Genomic DNA, 17939 nt, shown 5'->3' on the forward strand with positions numbered 1-17939 from the left:
ACCGCATGACCCTCGACGTCATTTTCACCCTAGACGAGCTGGAGGCTGCCGAGGCAGCCTCAGCCAACCCCTATCTGAGCAACCCGGCACGCGGCCTGCAGCTGCTCACCCGTCTGGTCGGCCAACCTGCTGCGCAGGAAGCGCAGCGTGCCCAGCTCGCCCGTCTGCACACCCTGATCCACCAGGACTTCATCGCCCTGACCGCTCGCGGCAGCTATCCCGGCGAAGCCCAGGCCCTGCGCCAGCTGCTGGGGCTGGAGGAAGCCCTGGAAAATCTCGCCTTGTTCCCGGACCTGGCCAGCAAGACCGTGGTCGGTGTCGGTGGCGGCTTCAGCGCCGGCAAGTCGCGCTTCCTCAACACCCTGCTCGGCGTCGACCTGCTGCCCGAATCGCTGGAGCCGACTACCGCGATCCCCAGCTTCATCACCCGCGGCGAGGCCGATATCGTCGCCCTCAACACCTTCAACCAGCGCATCCCGCTGGACCACGATGCCCTGCAGGCGATCACCCACGCCTTCAACGAGCACTATCGCGACAGCCTTGGCGAGGGCTTCGGCTTCGCCCATATCCTCAAGCTGCTGATGCTGCACCAGGCGCAATTGCCGTGGGACAACCTCGCCTTCCTCGACACCCCCGGCTACAGCAAGGCCGACACCGAGGGCGCCGCGCTGACTGACCAGGACATCGCCCACCGGCAGCTTAGTGAAGCCGACCAGGTGCTCTGGCTGCTCAGCGCTAAAAACGGCTCGATTCGTCAAGACGACCTGGAGTTTCTGCGCACCCTCGACCATTCGCGACCGATCTTCTTCGTCGTCACTCAGGCCGATCTGGTTGGCGAGGCGCGCATCGGTGCGATCCTCGACAGCACCCGCCAGGCCATCGAGCAGGCTGACATCCCCTGCGCCGGCCTGATGGCCTGGGCGGCGCCGCTGGGTACGGAACAGGGCGAACTGATTGCAGGGGACGATATTCGCGACTGGCTTGAGCAACTGGACGGAGAACTCAAATATACCCGGCATCGCCGCACCTGCGAGCGGGTGCTGGACGGCTATATCCACCACAACCAATACAGCCTAGCCGGCAGCCGCAAGAAGCTCGCCCTACTCAACACCCTGCTACCGCTGGCCGATCAGTTGCCGGAAGGTGAACGCAACACCTTGCGCGAACTGATCCAGGAGCAGCAAAACAACCAAAAAAGCTTCACCGATCTTGTCAGCGCATTCTCGGCACTGAAAAGCGACATGCTCGCCGCTGTTGTGCAGGTCGTAGGTGATCTGGCTATCGATGCGCCATCCAGCGAAGAGACCCTCCTGAAAGCGCTGAAATACCACGATAACGGCAAACACGAGCTGGCCCTGGCTTGCTTCCAAGACGCTGCGGAGCTTGGCCATCCAGCCGCCCAGTTCAATCTCGGCCTCTATCACACCCAGGGGCTCGGCACGCCCAAGAGTGACCAGCAAGCAATCGCTTGGTATCGCAAGGCCGCAGAGCAAGGTCATGCAGGTGCCCAATTCAACCTCGGCACCCACTACGGCAGCGGCTGCGGAGTAAAGAAAGATAGTTCTCAAGCTGTATTCTGGTACACCAAAGCCGCCGAGCAGGGACATGCTGACGCGCAATTCAATCTGGGGGAGTCCTATGCCAATGGCGAAGGAGTCCCGCGCAACGAGCAAAAGGCCATTGCGTGGTATCAGATAGCCGACGCACAGGATCATCTGGCGGCACAATTCCAGCTTCTCCAGCTGTCCGCCCGCCAGGGAAACAAGGACTCCCAGTTCGCGCTGGCAATCTGCTACGAGAAAGGCAGAGGGACAGTAAAAGATATTAAAAAATCGGTCGAGTGGTACAGGATAGCCGCCAAGGCAGGCCACCCCGATGCACAGTTCAAGATTGCAGAGCACTATCTGTCTGGCGAGATCCTGCCCAAAAACTCAGCCCACGCCAAGAGCTGGCTGGAGAAATCGGCAACACAGGGAAATTCAGCAGCAATAGCCCTGTTGAAAAAGTTCGAAAAGGCCACCTGGGCACGCAGGTATGATCCATTCAACTGGGGCAAATGAAGCCAACTTTCAGTTTCACAAAGGAATGCTTTACCCATGCAAGATTACGAACTTTCCCTACAGGCATTGCTACCTCACGCCCCCACCCTCGACGCCGAACAGTTCGGCAAGCTGCAGAGCTTGATCGACGGCCTGCAGGACAACCTCAATTCGGTGCGTGAGGAAGGCCGCAATCTACGCATCGCCGTGGTCGGGCAGATGAAGGCCGGCAAGTCCTCCTTCCTCAACGCCGCCATCTTCGAGCGAGATCTGCTGCCCAAGGCCGATATACCGATGACCGCTGCGCTGACCAAGATCGTCTACGCACCAAAGACCCGCGCCGAAGTGGTGTTCTACAGCGCCGACGACTGGGCCGATATCGTGCAGCGCGCCAGCGAGTATCCGCGCTACTACGCCGAGGAAGAGCGCAAGCTGATGGAGGAGCGGCAGCCGCAAGGCAGCCCCTTTGCCAAGGGACTCTCCACACCGTCGCAGAAGGAGGTCGATGCGCGTATTCCGCCCGCCATCAAGTCGTCGCGGGAGCTGGTGGGAAAGGCCTATCAGCAGCGTCTGAACGTACAGGAATACCTGGGCAAGACCCATACACTGGAAGACATTGACGGCGCCGAAAACCTGGCCACCGCCCTGCAAGAATACGTCGGCAGCCAAGGCTGCTATACCGCCATTACCAAGATGAGCGTGCTGCACGTCGACGACCCGCGCCTCGAAGGTCTGGAGATCATCGACACCCCCGGCTTCAACGACCCGGTTGTTTCACGCGGGCAGATCACCCGCAGCTATCTCAGCCAGTGCGATGTGATCTTTCTGCTATCGAACGTCGGCCAGTTCCTCACATCCTCCGACATGTCGGTGCTTCGCGAGCAGCTGCCCGAGGCCGGCATCGACGACAAGGCGGTGTTCCTGGTCGGCTCGCAGCGCGACCTGGCCCTGCGTCAGGATCGCGGGATCGCCGCCACCGCCAGCAAGCTGACCGAACGCCTGCCGCCCGAGCAGCGCAGCGGCCACCGTGCGGCAGCCATGATGCAACTGCTCGACAAGAAGCTGACCGAGCTAGCCAACCTGACTCTCGATCTGCAGATCAACCAGCCCAGCCAGGACGAGAAAACCCGGCGCATTCTCGGCGCCGTCAAGCAGACCGCGCCGCGCTTCGTCTCCAGCTGGGCATGGATGGTCGCCGAACGCTTCGACAGTCTGTCCGACGACGACAGCTACCACCTGAACCAGCTCTGCACCGCCACCGGCTACCCGTTCGCCCCGGACAGCCTGCGCCAGCTCTCCAACATCCCGGCGCTGCGCGATGAGATGCTTGCCCAGCGCCAGCGCAAGCAGCAACTGCTGTCCGGCAAGGAGCAGGCTCTGGTAGATGGCGTGCGCGAGGGTGCGCGCAAGGGGCTGCAGAAGATAGCTGAAGAGCTAGCCAGTCGCAGCGAGCGTATCCGCATCAGCAATATCGGCGAGCTGGAAAAGACCGAGCAGGACATCCTCAAGCGTATGAGCGGCGGCAAGGCCAAGCTGGAAGACGTGTTCGACGAGCAGTTCGTCAAGATCAGCCAGCAATTCGCCCTGCTCAAGACCGAGATCCGCGCCCAGGCACAGAAGTACAGCCAGGTCGTGGTGCTCAAGGAAAGCAAGACCGAGTCCTATGAGGTGTCCACGTCGCGCTGGTACAAACCATGGACATGGGGCGACACGGAAACCCGTTACCGCGACGTGGTCACCGTCTACGCCAGCGCTCAGGATGCCATCGAACAGGTCGAGTCCTTCGCCATCCAGACCACCCAGTCGCTGCAGAAGGCCATTCTCGACTGTGTCGATCTAGATAGCCTGCGCCGCAAGGTCGGCATCGCGGCGATGGGGTTGTTCGATACCGGCGATGCCAGCTTCGACGCCGAGCTGATGCTGGCCGAGGTCAATAAGAGTCTGCGGCGCATCACCATTCCGGATGTCCGCTTCGGCAACAAGGACTACAGCCGCGCCATCATCAAATCCTTCGGCAAAGGCCGCGTCTCCGAATACAAGATCGACGGCCTCAAGGAAGCCCAGCGCGAGGCGGTAGCCGCAGTGATCACCGACCTGGAGGCCGAGGTCGATCGCAAGGTCAAGGCCATCGAGGCCAGCCTGAACAGCACCAGCCAGACTTTCGTCACCGACATGAGCTGCGACATCCAGCAGAGCCTGAGCCAGCTGCGCGCCGACATCGCCAACAAGGAGCAGACCATCCGTCAGATTGGCGAAGCCCAGCAGGCCGTGAGCGCCGCGCTGGTCGCGCTGTAAGGGTGCCCCAGGCATGTGGTGCATTGGGCAAGTCCGGGCACCACGTGGCCATTTAAGACAACAGGCGCAAAACAGGAACAAGGCCTGAAATGTCGATCCTCAACAAGTTGAAAAATGCCAGCGGGTAGAAGTCCAACTGCCTGCTGGAAAACTATCCGCTGGCCGGCGAAAGCATGGAGCTGCACCGGTAATACCTAGCCGCCGTGGTCATCTCCAGCGGCCAGCGGATGTGGAGTCGAGGCCATTACAGAGAAAGCAGCAGCACTACCGGAAGGATCCGCGCCTGGTCACCTTTTGGTCACTGCGGCGTCAATCGCAGTCAAACAAGAGCGTAATGCAGCACCAGATGGCACGCAGCGCGGTCTGGGTAGCCTGGTTGAGCAGCAGGTGGGCACTGGGGGGATCAGCGGTACGCAGCTGTAGCCGTGGTACTGGGCAGGTCGCAGAAGAGGTCGGTGCGGATGCGGCCCCTGCTCCGTCCGGCGGTACTGCCCCGGACGCGCAGTTTTTCGCCAGAGAGGACGCGTGGTGGCTGATGCTGGCGGAGAGCGAGGGCTGGTCGTGCGCCGGGCGGCTGAGGCTTAGGAAGGAGTATTCTAGATTTGTCGAGTAGACTCAATGACGCGACGACAGACATCATAACAGTCATCAACGTGTGAGTTACCTACGTATTTCATGGCTCCAAATCCAATTGCCGCGTTTACAGCCCAGCCAACGAGAGGAACAAACTTTAAGACCTGCTTGGTTACAGCACGGCCGGCAACTTTTTTAAGAGCTTGAAGAATTAATTGCTTAGTAACTTCAGTCCCAACCATTGCTAGGCCAGCGCGCTTTATCACCTGAAAGATTATTTGCTTAACTGCCGGATCATAACCTTCGATTTGTTCACTTGTTAACCCAAATTTCCTATTAATAGCAGGAATAAGCTCAAGAAGAATTGCCACATCAGCAGCGACATCTACACCGGGAGTTGGAATTGCAGAGGTTCCAGCTGAAAGGGTAGCTCGTTTTGTAACCATTGACTTACTTTCTTCTCTAAGTCGATCTAACTCGGCGATTGTCATGGGGATCATGTTTTTCCTTTCTTAAGGATAAATTTGCAGTGCTTTTCTAGGTAATCTATTGCTTAAATTATTTATTTACTTCTTAGTAACCTTTAACTCTGGCTTTACTTATAAACTATTGAATTGAATGATCTTTTCATCAACCTCAGCTACTGAGATGGCAATTCACAAACATCTGCAAATGCTTGATGTGAGCTCTAGTATTTTAATAGATTTATTGAGTAGGAATATATTTTTGTGTGAATATAGTCATGCGTTTTAATTTTATTGACTTTTTCTATCACAAATAGTACTGATAATTTTATATGCGGAATGTTTTTCGATGAAAACTTTCTAAGGCTAATATTTATTGCTGAAATGAAATATATTGCTGACTTGCTGTGGCTACCTGGTTTATTACAATATTTCTAAGTACCAAAGGCTCTTTCACAATAATATTCTCACCTCCGGCCAACACCCACCTCAGCAACTGTCCACTTGATGGCATCGTCACCGTAAGCAGGGAACCAGCCTCCCCATTGTCCAGCGGCTCCAGCTTCTGGCTTTCATGAAGCTTGCAGTCACGTACCAGGTCCTCCACATAGCCGCGAACAATGGCTTTCAGGGTGATGGTTTCTCCGTTGGCAAAATCAGCGCGCCCGGCAGCGATGTGCTGCTCGAAGTCGAAACCAGGGTTACTGCGTGCAGGTTCTGCCTGCAGTGCGGCGCTACGGATGCGGTCGATGGCGTAGAGCCGTTCTTCCGGCTCATCGTTTTTCAGGGCAAACAGGTAGATGCGCGGGCCGCGTTGCATGATGCCTTGTGGGTGCAGGGTAGGGGTGCTGCTCTTTTCCTGGCGATCGCGGTAGTTGACTTGTAGTGCGCGTTTTTCTTTCAGGGCGCGCAACACGGTGCTGAATACCTGCGGATTAATCTCGGCAGGTTGCAGCCGCAGGGAGTCTGGCAAAATGCACAGTTTACTTTCATCCAGCCTGATGCCGTGTTCATCCAGTTTTAGCCGATTGAGCAACTTGGCCAGTTCTGTGCTGGTGACGATACCTTCCAGTTCGCGTTTCAAGTGGACGATAAAGTAGTCCCACATACTGTCATCAATCTCGTCGGCATCTTCGATGCGCAAGTAGCTTGGCTGTTCGCTGGTTCCATCCAGTTTACGGACCCGTCCTTCTTGAACCAGCAATTGCAAATCGCGCTGCAGGGTACGGGTATGGCGGGTGCTGTCCTGGTCGAGCTGATCCAGCTTGTTGCGGATTTCCTGGATGGTGAGTCCGTGTGGATTGGCAGTTTCGTCACCGGGTAGCAGGCGCTCGATGCTGTTCAGTCGTTCCGTGCGGTCTTGTGATAGCGACATGTGTTGTTACCCGATTGCCTTGTTGGTTTTAAGCATAAAAAATTGTCGCGACATACCTTGTCGCTCAGGCTGTGTCCTGCATGTTTGCCGCCAGTTGCTCTGCCGCGGCATGAGTGAGGACCAGTGATACCGACAGCAGGCCACGCGTCATGCCCACAAATAGCTTGGCGCGTTCGCTGCGGCTGAGCTCGACAAAGTCAACTTCAGTCAGGATGACGGCGCTGGCAGATTGCCCTTTGAAGCGATACACCGAGTCCAGCAACAGCAGGCCCTTGGTCCATTTGGCTTGGCCGTCTTCGGTAAATTGGCCGGTGTAGCGCTTGGTGCTGTAGCCGGCCAGCGTGTCTTGCCGAAGCAGCCGGGAATGGTGGATACCTTTGGTGCTTAATACAGCGATATTGGTGATGTCATGACCCTGCGCGCATTGGGCTTGAATGGCGTCTTCGGTTTTTTGCAGCAAGTCCTCTTCGCTACCGTCGTATAGGTAAAACTCAGGTAACTCCCCGCGCCAGGGGCTTTTGGACTTGATGGTGTCTTTCGCCAGGCCAAAGGCATTGATGGCGCGGCAGACCATTTGCGGGCTGCGAAAGTTGTCCATGCAGCTAATTTCAACTGCATCGGCCAGCTGGTATGGCGGTCGCCCATAGAGACATTGGTCGGTGTCTTCCAGCAGATATAAGCGGCCCTGTTGGCTCAGCAGGGTAATCAGGCCATCCAGCCATTCGGGTTGCAGATCTTGTGCCTCATCCAAGATGAGCAAGTCCAAATTACCCTGCTGCTTGGCCAGTTCTTGCAAGTAGTGCTGCTCGGCTTGCTGGAATGTGGCCGGGTCCTGAAAATCCGGTGCCGGGTGCTGCTTGCGGTAGGCCTCAATGCAGAGCGCGTGAAAGGTGCTGCATTGCTCGGGGGCGATGCGTGACATCTGCTCGGCAAGTGGCCGGTTGAAGCAGACGTACCGTGCTGAGAGCCCCTTTTGTTTGGCCTCTTGCAACAGGGCAATGGCCAGCTGGGTTTTGCCGGATCCGGCCGTAGCCTGAATGCGGTAGCGGCGCGATGGCGCCTGTATGCGTGGCACCCAAGTGGCCAAGCCATCGGCCAGCCCCTTGATGGTCTGTTGCAGTTGGCCTTGCAGGCTGGCGATATCTGGCTGCAGATCCAGTTGGTTGCTCAGGAAGGCTCTGACCTGATCTGCGGTGCTGCTCGGCAGGCCCAAGGGCAGTAGCTGCGTGATGCGAGCCGGCAGGTTGGGATAATCCTGGCTGTCGTAAATGCGCTCTCGTGGGATGCCGACAATACGGGAGGCAGTGAGGTGGAAATCCGGCAATACCAGGCAATTGCTTACTGAAGCGTTCAGTTCGGCCTTGGCTAGCAACTGGCGCATTGCACCGTATTGCACCTTGACCTGAGCGGCGACATCTCGCTGACGGGTTCCATAATCTTTCAGCAGTTTCTCTTCGCAAATGTTCAGCACACCGGCTTTGACTTCGACCAGCAGCAGGTCGCCGGCACGATTCATGATGATCAGGTCTATCTCGCCGTGACAGTCACGTTCTTCATACAGGCTATGCCATTCCACGTTATGGAAGATGGTATAGCCATCTGGCAGCGTCTTTTGCAGCAGTTCCAGTACATCCATTTCACGGCGATAGCCGATGGAATTTCGTGTATTGCCCAACAAGTCCGGAAGAAGCGTGGCCATGCGATGACATCATTTTATGGTTACGGCATAACCATATCAGAAGCTAACAAAATTTACGTTAGTTAAATTGCATTAATTTTGATGCCTTGCGACAAGGTTTGTCGTAGGTCAATGTCATGATGTGTCTGTCTTGATGAAGGGGTGGGCATATGTTCCGAGAGCAGAGACAGTCACGAGAGGGTGATCCGGGCTGGACAGCAATTGCCGTGTTGTTGTTTGTCGTATCCCTGTTTGTGCCAGGGCGCTTTGTCAGCAAGTGGTTTCAGGTGCTGGCCGCGGTCTTGCTTGCCATCACCTGCCCATTGCTAGGTGTTCCACTACTGCTTTACTTCGTCCTGTCGCGCTAAGGGGAGAGTTGCATGCCAGTTCCAATCGGCCCGCTCAAATTTGTCTGCCCGCGCTGCCACTGGCAGCGGACCATCCATATGACTTCTGACGTACTTATTCAGCCGGCTTGGGCCAAACAGTGTCCTCAGTGCGGTTTTGCCCCGCTAAAAGCCGAGGCGGGTAGACGACTGCCTGGCGTACTTGGTCATGTCGTTGAGCGTGTATTGCGCAAATTCGTGTAGTCCGGGGCTCGCATGAGTACACCACTAAACACCGGCATGACCTGTTGTCTAGCATCGGTTGAGCATGCCCAACTGATAAGCGTATTTGCCAGCAAGCCACTTTCAGAAATCCCCTTGATTGACCTGCGGAATGCCTTGCGTATTTACAAAGTCAGCTTCGCCGACGGTATCAGCAAGGTCGGTGATGAGATGCCTGCGCTGGCCCTTCTAGCATTGCGTGAAATGCGGCGGCGGATTTCTTGCTGCTAACCGTGGTTTGAATGAAATTGTGGATTTAACGATGGGGAACGTCGCAGGCAGGTCTGTCCCACTCTACTACTGGAACTATCGTCTGGTCACCCTCTGGTCACTGCTGCGTCAATCGCAGTCAAACAAGAGCGTAATGCAGCACTCTGACAAGCAAGGCACACACTTAGATAGTGCAGATTAAGTTCAATATTTTCAGTAACTTACCCATCATTGCGTAATGATAAATGGGAACTGATCTACGTGTTCGATTCCCATCGCCCGCTCCACACCGAATTCCTGTAGATCCTTTGATCTGCAAAAGAAAAAAGCCAACCGTCACCGGTTGGCTTTTTTCTTGTCTGGTCGATATCTGGTCAGAGCTGGGTCAGGCTGTAGCAAACAGCACCCTGCGTGATCCAGGTGGAAGCACTGCTCGGCCAAAGTTGCTTCTCAGCGGCATGGTGGGTTACGGCTGGTTTGCACATATTTTCGGACATGCTTCGATGCTATGCGATTCTTTCGATGCTATGCGATTCTGTAGTGCCTACCCTAGTTGAATTTGAGCAACGTCACTCAGGGCTTAGTGCTTGACCCTTGATTCATGGGGAGCGGAATAGACTACTCCTTGGCAATGTATGCGGCGGCTTTTTTTAGGATGTCGCGCTCCTTGCTACCCGAGCGGATTCAAGTAGACGACGGCAGTGAATTTATTCCCCAGGCATGGAATCAATGGGCATATGAACAGAGCGTAATATTAGATTTATCACGATCAGGGAAACCTACGGATAATCCCTTTATCGAGTCGTTTTACAGCAACCCACGGGATAAGTACCTGAACGTGCATTGATTTCTGCCAGTGGAAGATGCACGAGGACAGATTGAGAATTCGCAGCGGAATTACAATGAGATCAGCCCGCATGGTTCACAATGCGATCAAACCCCAAGCGAGTTTCGACTAACTCATCTTGAAACCGGAAATCTCCAGCTTGGTCTGCTCGATCAGCCGGGAAGACGTCGCGATACTTATCAAGCCGCACTCTGCTAGTGCTATCTACAAAAGTAAGGCTACACTATGCCAAATGAGATAGTCCGAGGAGACAACCACTTGAGCCGGCCGACCTTTTCTTCCCATGCCCCGTTGCAACGCATCCTGATTTTGATTCCGTCGGCCTACCTGTTTTATATCAACCAGGGTTTGGCCCTGCGTGAAGCCTTCGTCCAAGCTGGCGTGGATTCTTTGCTACTGGTCGATGGCATGGGGGATGATTCACTACGCGCCACTCTCGCCAGCTTTTCACCGCAAGCAGTGATGTCGATCAACCATGCGCGCCCTGCGGTGCTCGACCGCTTTCCTAACATCCGCCACCTGCGCTGGATTCAGGACAACCAGTTCGGCCAGGAAGACTATCGCCAGCAAGCGGCACACTCTCAAAGCGATATCTGCTATTTCGCTACCACTCGGCTGAAAAACGTCATTCCGCTGCAAGGCCGCCACTACACCGGTACGCTGCGCTTTGCGGCCAAGCCGGCCGGACAGCCGGTTACCGAAGAGCCTGCGGCAGCTTTCTCTCTAGTGGGTTACATTCCGGCAGCGACCTTGTTGGATGCCTGCTTTCAGATCAGCACCGAGCAACGTTTTACCGGTTGGGACTATCTGGATTATCTCGACCGTACGCAACAACACTCACTGGATACGGCACTGGAGGCTCTGGACGACCTCGTTGAAACCTTTCTACAGCAGCAAGGCACCCGCTCGTCCTGCCTGCCACCGGAAGCGCTGCGTCTGCTCCGCGAAGAGTACTTCCGCGCCTTCAACCGCCTGCGCCTGACGCGCCAAGTGCTGTCGCTAGGCCAGGGCTGCCGCATTTACGGCACACCAGAATGGCTGAGCTGGGCCGAATTTCAGCCGTTCTTCCACGGCCCCCTGGTGACCCGGCAGGAAAACGACGCCGTATTCCGTAGCACCGCCATCAACCTGCATAACGGCGGCACGCTGTCCCACCCACGGGTGTTCGAATGCATGGCCGCCTGGGGCGGACCGCTGATGGCCAACCACACCCCTGCCGAACCAGAGCTTGGTTTTGAACCGGACGTCCATTTCGTCGAATTCGACTTGGCTAGCTTCAACCACGGTGCCATACCGCTTCTGGAAGATCCGTCACGCCGCCGCGCCATGAGCGCTGCCGCCCATCAACTGATCAGCCAGCGGCACACCTGGGTGCACCGTGTGCAGCAGATCATGAAGGACTTACAACAATGAAGCCGTGGATCCTGCTGGTAGGGACCAGCTTCAGCGCCGCCCCGCTGCTACAGGCACTGCGCGACATGGGCTTTGCCGTTGCAGTGTGTGGTGCGCTGCCAAATGACCCCTGCGTAGCCATGGCCGATGCCTACCACCAGCTCGACTACGCGGACCGCGAGGCGCTACTGGAGCTGGTACGTCGCAAGGGCTACCGCTACTTGTGCCCAAGCTGCAACGACTACGCCTATCTGTCTGCCTGCTACGTGGCGGACCAGTTGGACTTGCCCGGCTACGACCAGCCGCACCATACCACCATCCTGCACGACAAGGCAGCCTTCCGTGCCCATGCGCAAGCCATCGGCCTGCAAGTACCGCGAGCATGCCAAGCAGACGACGACACCCTCCGGGAAACGCTACGCCTGCCCCTGCTGGTCAAACCCACCGACAGCTTTAGCGGGCGCGGCATTCAGCGCATCACCGAGCATGACCAGCTGACCGATGCCATCACCCAGGCTCGGCAAACCTCGCGCTGCGGCAGCGTGGTAATCGAAGAATTCATTGAGGGCACTCTGCACAGCCATTCTGCCTTCATCCAGGATGGTCGAATCCTGCAGGACGTATTCGTCGACGAGTTCTGCCTGCGCCACCCATACCAAGTGGACTGTTCTAACGCACCTTCCCGGCTAAGCGATGCTGTCCGCGAACGCATGCGGCAGCAAATCCTGCTTCTGGTCGACTCGCTGCAGCTGTGCGACGGCCTGCTGCATACGCAGTTCATCGATCACCACGGTGAACCTTACCTGATCGAGCCGATGCGGCGCTGTCCCGGCGACTTGTATTACCATCTGGTACAGCTAGCCACCGGCATGCCTTATGTAGACAACTATGTAGCACCGTTTGCTGGCAGGCCGCTACAAACCGGTGGTCGCGAACAGCAGCAATACTGGGCACGACACACCATCAGTTTTGCCCACGACAGCGTCTTCTACTCACTATCGCCCCGCTTCCCACAAGCCCTTGATCTGCGGATATACCCGCTAGCCGACAGTGGCAGCACTATCAAGGCAGCCCCTTATGGCAAAGCAGCCATCGCATTTGCCCGCCTGCCCGATCTGGCAAGCCTTTTTAGGCTGACCCCACAGCTGGGCAATCTGTTTGCGGCCAACCTTCCGGAGCGTCACCATGACTGAGCTTGTTTCTAGCCCTACAGCTCTGCTGCAAATCGGTTTCATCGGCGGAGGCATCAATTCAGCGGTTGGCCGCGCTCATTTCGGTGCCATCCAGCTGGATGGCCTGTACCATCTGGCCGCTGGCTGTTTCAGCCGCGATGCGGCAACCAACCACGATAGCGCGCGTTTTTACGGAGTGGCGCCAGAACGCACTTACCCCAGCGTGGACGCCATGTTGGCTGCCGAAGCCGGCCGGCTGGACGCGGTGGTAATCCTCACCCCCACCTCGGACCACCTACAGCCCCTGCTGGCAGCACTGCAAGCAGGACTAGCGGTAATCTGTGAAAAAGCGCTGGTAGCCAGACTGGACGATGCTCATCAAGTGCAGACCGCGCTGGAACAGACGCAGGGCTTCCTAGCCATGACCTATAATTACACTGGTTACCCGGCCCTACGCGAGATGAGAGCTTTGCTCAATCGCGGACGGCTGGGTAAGCTGTGCCACCTCCGGGCAGACATGCCGCAGGAGGGCTTCCTGCGCCAGGACCTGCAAGGCAAACCGATGCAACCGCAAGCCTGGCGTCTGCGCGACAGCAGCATTCCTACCGTGCATCTAGACCTCGGCACCCATCTGCACCAGATCGTACACTACCTGACCGGCTTGCAAGGCGAAAGCGTAGCCGCGTTCCATGCCAGCTACGGCCACTTTCCCGAAGTGGTGGATTACGTTAACGCCTCAGTTACCTACCCCGACGGCGTACACGGCAGCTTCACCTTTGGTAAAACCATGCTGGGCCAGCGCAACGGCTTGCAGATCATCCTCTATGGAGATCAGGCCAGCGTAACTTGGCTACAAACTGAACCGGAGCTTCTACGGCTGTGCCACAAGGATGGTCGCATCGAGATCCTAGATCGCGGTGGTGACATGCCAGTGGCAGCACAAGCGCGCTACGGCCGCTTCAAGAGTGGCCACCCGACAGGCTATGTGGAAGCCTTTGCCAATCTGTACATCGATATTCATGCCTGTCTGCACGCCTACCGTCGCGATGGCCACTGGCAATCGGACGAGGTCTTCAGTGCTGACCTGGCCTGCCGCGGGCTGGTATTTCTGCAAACCATGGCCGATGCTGCCCGCAGCGGCCAGCGCCTGCTGCTGCAGTGAGGCGCACCATGTTGTTGACCCTGATCATTCCAGCCTACAACGCCGAGGCCACCTTGGCGCGTGCCTGCTTGCAGGCAATGCCGGCAGGCAGCATGGAGTTACTGATTATTGATGATTGCTCACAGGACAATACCCTGCAACAAGCCAAGCAGCTGGCTGCCAGCGACGCCCGCATTCGCATATTGCAAACCGCGGCTAACGGCGGTCCGGGCATTGCCCGCAACGTCGGCATAGACGCTGCGCGCGGGCGCTGGGTGGGCTTTCTCGACGCTGACGACGAATTTGCCCCCGGTGCCGTGCAGACCCTGCTAACACAACTGGCTAGCTTGGCCGACAATACCGACATGCTGGCTTTCGACTGGTGCTATGCAGACAGCGTAAGCACACAAGGCCTGCGCGAAGACTTGCCCTTGCTGCAAGGCGACGCTGACTGCCGCCTGTTGGGCAGCCTGGGGAACCGTATCGATCCATCGGTGATTTTTCACCTGTACCGCCGTGACTTCCTACTGCAGCACGCTTTGTGCTTTCGCAGCGGTTACCACGAGGATGTTGATTTTTCCTTTCTTGCCTGTTGCCTGGCGCGGCACATCGATGTACTGCCACTGGTGCTGTACCACAAGTGGAACCAGGCTGGATCCATCGTCAATACGCTGGGCGTCCGCCATGTCGACGGTTACTTCGATGCCATCGATCACATCTATGCTGCGCTGCAGTCCCAGGGCCGGACGGCAAGCATACAGGGCGAGTTTGCCGACTTCGTCGTGAACATCCTGTCGTCTCGGCTGGCCAGGCTGCTACGCGGCAGCGTACACAAGACCGACAGCCCACAACAGGTACTGTGCCGGCTGTACCAACGCGTGCAGCGCACAGCAGCCCTGTCCGGGGTCACACTGCCACGGCACCAACCGGGGCAACTGGAAACCCGCTACCAGAAGATGTTTGCCGCTTTCATGGCCGCCATGCCAGCCATTGCGTCTGGTGGTGACAGTGCACCACTACAGGCCACGTTGCAGACACTGATGCGCCAGTCATGGAGCTGCTACGACCTGCACCACGCACTGTTTCTGGCACCGGATGAGATCCGCACCTGCTGCAAGCGTTACTTCCATCGCGGCCAGATGAAGGGGGACGTGGTGTTGCTGCACGGCAGCGACGACGCCAGCTTCCGCTTTGGCTACCAAGACGTGCTGCAAGCCAAGCAACGCCTTCACCGCGACATCAACCGCAATAGTGCCCCCGACTGCGAAGGCTGCCCGTTCCTGAGCTTTGCCGACTGGGGCGAGCCGCTGGCCGGCGGCGTGAAATACCTATCGATGGAATACCACTCGGTCTGCAATATGCGTTGCACCTACTGCAGCCCCACTTATTACAGCGGGCAGAAGGCGCGTTACGACGTCGGGCACATAACCACCGCACTGGCCGACAGCGGTGCGCTGGCACAATGCGAATACGTGGTTTGGGGGGGCGGTGAACCCACGCTGGACAAACAGTTCGAGCCACTGGCACAACAGTTGGCCGCAGCGGTACCCGCGACCCGCCAGCGCGTGATCAGCAACGCCACGAAGTACTTGCCGGCACTGGCGCAAATGTTGGCTGACGACCGTGCCTTCATCGTGACCAGCCTGGACGCCGGCACCGAAAATACTTTCCAGGCAGTACGAAAATTCAGCGGGATGGACCGCGTGCTGGCCCACCTGCAGCGCTATGTGGCGGCATCTGCGGCCAACACCCTGATCAAATACATCGCACTGGACAACAACCTGAGTGCCAGCGAGCTGGACGCCTTCACCAGCGCCATGCAGCAGTGGCAACTGCTGGCAGCCAACTTCCAGCTCAGTTGCGACTTCCGTAGCGAAGAACTCACCCGCGACGAGGTCGTGGCCATTGCCGGCCTTTATCATCGTCTGCACACGCAGGGGGCTGGCTTTGTCTTCCTTGACGACCTGATCTGGCAGCGGCTCCCCGCACTGAGCGTCGACGACTACACAGCAGTGCGCGCGGCCATTGGCGACACTCTGGCAGACCCTGCCGACACCCCCCGCGTCGCAGTATGGGGCACCGGCGCTCAGGCTCGACTGATGATGCGCAAGGCGCGCTATCTACAAACCTGCGAGGTAGCCTACTTCATCGACCCACGCCCGACACTGGCCGGCACCAAATTCCTTGATCGGCCGGTGTATGCACCAGCACAACTGCGGCACGAGCCGCTTCCGGTGGTGATTGCTGCCGTACAGAGTGCCCCGTTCATCCATCGCGATCTGCTGGCCATGCAACTGCCCGCCTCCCCCTTGGTGCGAGGTCTGGTGCTATAGCCCAGGTAACCATAGGAAGATGTGACATGTCCTTATCCAACTGCCGAATCATCGAACTGCCCAAGATCTCTGACCCGCGCGGCAATCTGTCGTTTGTGGAGGGCGGCAACCACATCCCATTCGATATCAAACGCATGTATTACATGTACGACGTACCAGGCGGCGCCGAGCGTGGCGCGCATGCCCACAAGGGCATGCACCAGTTGATCATCGCGATGTCCGGGAGCTTCGACGTCATCCTCAACGACGGCCACCATGCCAAGCGCTTCCATCTTGCGCGCTCCTACTACGGACTGTACGTGTGTCCGATGATGTGGCGTGCACTGGACAACTTCTCCTCCGGTGCCGTATGCGCCGTATTGTCGTCATCACGCTACGACGAGGACGATTACATCCGGGACTACGACAGTTTTCTGAAGGCGGCACTGGCATGATGCAGGTACCGTTCCTGGATCTCGGTGCTGCCTACCGGGCTCTGCAGCCGGAAATCGAAACCGCGCTGCTGCAGGCTGCACGAAGCGGTGTCTACATCGGCGGCGGTGCACTGCAGGATTTCGAGCAGGCGTTTGCCGCTTATAGCGGCAGCCTCCATTGTGTGGGTACTGGCAACGGGCTGGACGCGCTGCGGCTGGCATTGATGGCGCTGGACGTGGGCCCTGGCGACGAGGTGATTGTGCCCAGCAACACCTTTATCGCCACCTGGCTAGCGGTCACCCAGTGCGGAGCCACGCTGGTGCCGGTAGAGCCGGACCCATCCAGCCACCTGATCACGGTCGATGCCATCGCCGCTGCGATCACGCCGCGCACCCGCGTTATCCTCCCGGTGCACCTCTATGGTCAGCCAGTGGACATCGACGCCATCACCACACTGGCACGCGAGCATGGCATCCGCACGATTGCCGATGCGGCACAGGCACACGGTGCCCGCTTTGACGGCCAGCCGATCGGCGGTGCCTTCGACCTGTGTACCTGGAGTTTTTACCCCAGCAAGAATCTGGGTGCGCTGGGCGATGGCGGTGCTGTCACTACCAATGACCCGGCGCTGGCGGAGCGAGTACGGCTACTGGGCAATTATGGTTCGCGCGAGAAATACCGCTTTGAACAGGCCGGCATCAACAGCCGCCTTGACCCGCTGCAGGCGGCCATTCTGTCGGTAAAACTACCTTGGCTGGATGCATGGAATGCCCGCCGCCAGTCCATCGCCGCCCGCTATCAGGCAGCGCTGGCCGACAGCGACTGGCAACTGCCGCAGGTATCGCCACGCGTCAGCCCGGTGTGGCACCTGTTCGTCGTGCGTCATCCGCAACGTGAACGCATGCAACAGGCACTGCGCGAACGCGGAATCAATACGATGATTCACTACCCTATCCCGCCACATTTGCAAGCAGCCTACCAAGGCCAGTGGCCAACAGATGCGTTCCCTGTAGCACGCCAGCTGGCCAGCGATATCCTCAGCCTGCCAATAGGTCCGCAACTATCTGACGCACATCTGAACTTCGTGATCGACACCCTGCAAACCCTGTAGTCCCCACATGGCTGGCTGACGACGAGGGACGAATGTAATACGCTAATCCATTGTTTTAGCCGTAACGAGTCGTTGCCAGCCCATCATTCCAAAATCATAAATTTCCTAAAAATTAATGATTTTTCATTTTTACATCAGCAAACATGGTGACCGATTCGCCAAAACACCGGCTCCTTGTGATGAGCAGGCTGGTTTTCTCATACAACTGGCTGATCAGGTAAAACAGTTACGTGCCCCCCGAGGCCGGGATTGGTAAATAGCCCAGCTCATCCAGAATCACAGCATCC

The 17939-nt window shown here is 57.5% G+C and carries 12 protein-coding genes; 9 read left to right on the forward strand and 3 right to left on the reverse strand.

All coding sequences use genetic code 11. The annotated features are described in order from the left end of the window. The first annotated feature begins 5 nt into the window (after positions 1 to 5). Together JHD64_RS01270 and JHD64_RS01275 are read left to right on the forward strand one after the other, a co-directional pair. On the forward strand, positions 6 to 2060 hold the full coding sequence (locus JHD64_RS01270) for a dynamin family protein (RefSeq protein ID WP_199052011.1): 2055 nt from the start codon (positions 6 to 8) through the stop codon (positions 2058 to 2060). 36 nt (positions 2061 to 2096) lie between these two features. Then, positions 2097 to 4334 (forward strand): dynamin family protein, encoded by a 2238-nt coding sequence (locus JHD64_RS01275; RefSeq protein WP_199052012.1) that lies wholly within the window; start codon positions 2097 to 2099, stop codon positions 4332 to 4334. A gap of 596 nt (positions 4335 to 4930) precedes the next feature. Here JHD64_RS01275 and JHD64_RS01280 read toward each other — a convergent pair. The 3 genes from JHD64_RS01280 to JHD64_RS01290 form a co-directional block, all read right to left on the reverse strand. Then, positions 4931 to 5398: a hypothetical protein gene (locus tag JHD64_RS01280; RefSeq protein ID WP_233170279.1), complete on the reverse strand. Its 468-nt coding sequence runs from the start codon at positions 5396 to 5398 to the stop codon at positions 4931 to 4933. Between the two features lie 346 nt (positions 5399 to 5744). Next, positions 5745 to 6746: a YafY family protein gene (locus JHD64_RS01285; RefSeq protein WP_199052014.1), complete on the reverse strand. Its 1002-nt coding sequence runs from the start codon at positions 6744 to 6746 to the stop codon at positions 5745 to 5747. Positions 6747 to 6810: 64 nt separating this feature from the next. Beyond that, on the reverse strand, positions 6811 to 8445 hold the full coding sequence (locus JHD64_RS01290; protein WP_199052015.1) for an AAA family ATPase: 1635 nt from the start codon (positions 8443 to 8445) through the stop codon (positions 6811 to 6813). A 581-nt stretch (positions 8446 to 9026) separates the two neighbouring features. Between JHD64_RS01290 and JHD64_RS01295 the strand changes: the two genes are divergently transcribed. The 7 genes from JHD64_RS01295 to JHD64_RS01330 all read left to right on the forward strand — a co-directional run bounded on the left by JHD64_RS01295 (position 9027) and on the right by JHD64_RS01330 (position 17652). Beyond that, positions 9027 to 9263: a hypothetical protein gene (locus JHD64_RS01295; RefSeq protein ID WP_199052016.1), complete on the forward strand. Its 237-nt coding sequence runs from the start codon at positions 9027 to 9029 to the stop codon at positions 9261 to 9263. 1084 nt (positions 9264 to 10347) lie between these two features. Continuing rightward, complete coding sequence (locus JHD64_RS01305) at positions 10348 to 11502, forward strand: glycosyltransferase (RefSeq protein ID WP_199052018.1); 1155 nt, start codon at positions 10348 to 10350, stop codon at positions 11500 to 11502. Further along, positions 11499 to 12674, forward strand: a complete 1176-nt coding sequence (locus JHD64_RS01310) for an acetyl-CoA carboxylase biotin carboxylase subunit family protein (RefSeq protein ID WP_199052019.1) — start codon at positions 11499 to 11501, stop codon at positions 12672 to 12674. Before JHD64_RS01305 ends, JHD64_RS01310 begins: the two co-directional genes overlap by 4 nt. Beyond that, entirely contained in the window at positions 12667 to 13815 is a 1149-nt protein-coding gene (locus JHD64_RS01315; protein WP_199052020.1) for a Gfo/Idh/MocA family protein, read from the forward strand. Before JHD64_RS01310 ends, JHD64_RS01315 begins: the two co-directional genes overlap by 8 nt. A gap of 8 nt (positions 13816 to 13823) precedes the next feature. Beyond that, positions 13824 to 16127: a glycosyltransferase gene (locus tag JHD64_RS01320; protein ID WP_199052021.1), complete on the forward strand. Its 2304-nt coding sequence runs from the start codon at positions 13824 to 13826 to the stop codon at positions 16125 to 16127. Positions 16128 to 16153: 26 nt separating this feature from the next. Beyond that, a complete protein-coding gene (locus JHD64_RS01325) occupies positions 16154 to 16561 on the forward strand; it encodes an FdtA/QdtA family cupin domain-containing protein (protein WP_199052022.1) in 408 nt (135 codons plus the stop codon). After that, the gene (locus tag JHD64_RS01330; protein WP_199052023.1) at positions 16558 to 17652 is read left to right on the forward strand and encodes a DegT/DnrJ/EryC1/StrS aminotransferase family protein; all 1095 of its coding nucleotides are present in this window, start codon (positions 16558 to 16560) and stop codon (positions 17650 to 17652) included. The genes JHD64_RS01325 and JHD64_RS01330 overlap by 4 nt, the downstream gene beginning before the upstream one ends. Positions 17653 to 17939: the final 287 nt, after the last annotated feature.

Origin of the sequence: Aquitalea sp. ASV15, assembly GCF_016429115.1 — a bacterium.
Classification (GTDB): Bacteria; Pseudomonadota; Gammaproteobacteria; order Burkholderiales; family Chromobacteriaceae; genus Aquitalea; species Aquitalea magnusonii.

Excerpts from the sequence above, each read along its gene's own strand:
- JHD64_RS01270 (WP_199052011.1), top strand. The coding sequence starts at position 6 with ATGACCCTCGACGTCATTTTCACCCTAGACGAGCTGGAGGCTGCCGAG.
- JHD64_RS01275 (WP_199052012.1), top strand. The coding sequence starts at position 2,097 with ATGCAAGATTACGAACTTTCCCTACAGGCATTGCTACCTCACGCCCCC.
- JHD64_RS01280 (WP_233170279.1), bottom strand. The coding sequence starts at position 5,398 with ATGACAATCGCCGAGTTAGATCGACTTAGAGAAGAAAGTAAGTCAATG.
- JHD64_RS01285 (WP_199052014.1), bottom strand. The coding sequence starts at position 6,746 with ATGTCGCTATCACAAGACCGCACGGAACGACTGAACAGCATCGAGCGC.
- JHD64_RS01290 (WP_199052015.1), bottom strand. The coding sequence starts at position 8,445 with ATGGCCACGCTTCTTCCGGACTTGTTGGGCAATACACGAAATTCCATC.
- JHD64_RS01295 (WP_199052016.1), top strand. The coding sequence starts at position 9,027 with ATGAGTACACCACTAAACACCGGCATGACCTGTTGTCTAGCATCGGTT.
- JHD64_RS01310 (WP_199052019.1), top strand. The coding sequence starts at position 11,499 with ATGAAGCCGTGGATCCTGCTGGTAGGGACCAGCTTCAGCGCCGCCCCG.
- JHD64_RS01315 (WP_199052020.1), top strand. The coding sequence starts at position 12,667 with ATGACTGAGCTTGTTTCTAGCCCTACAGCTCTGCTGCAAATCGGTTTC.
- JHD64_RS01320 (WP_199052021.1), top strand. The coding sequence starts at position 13,824 with ATGTTGTTGACCCTGATCATTCCAGCCTACAACGCCGAGGCCACCTTG.
- JHD64_RS01325 (WP_199052022.1), top strand. The coding sequence starts at position 16,154 with ATGTCCTTATCCAACTGCCGAATCATCGAACTGCCCAAGATCTCTGAC.
- JHD64_RS01330 (WP_199052023.1), top strand. The coding sequence starts at position 16,558 with ATGATGCAGGTACCGTTCCTGGATCTCGGTGCTGCCTACCGGGCTCTG.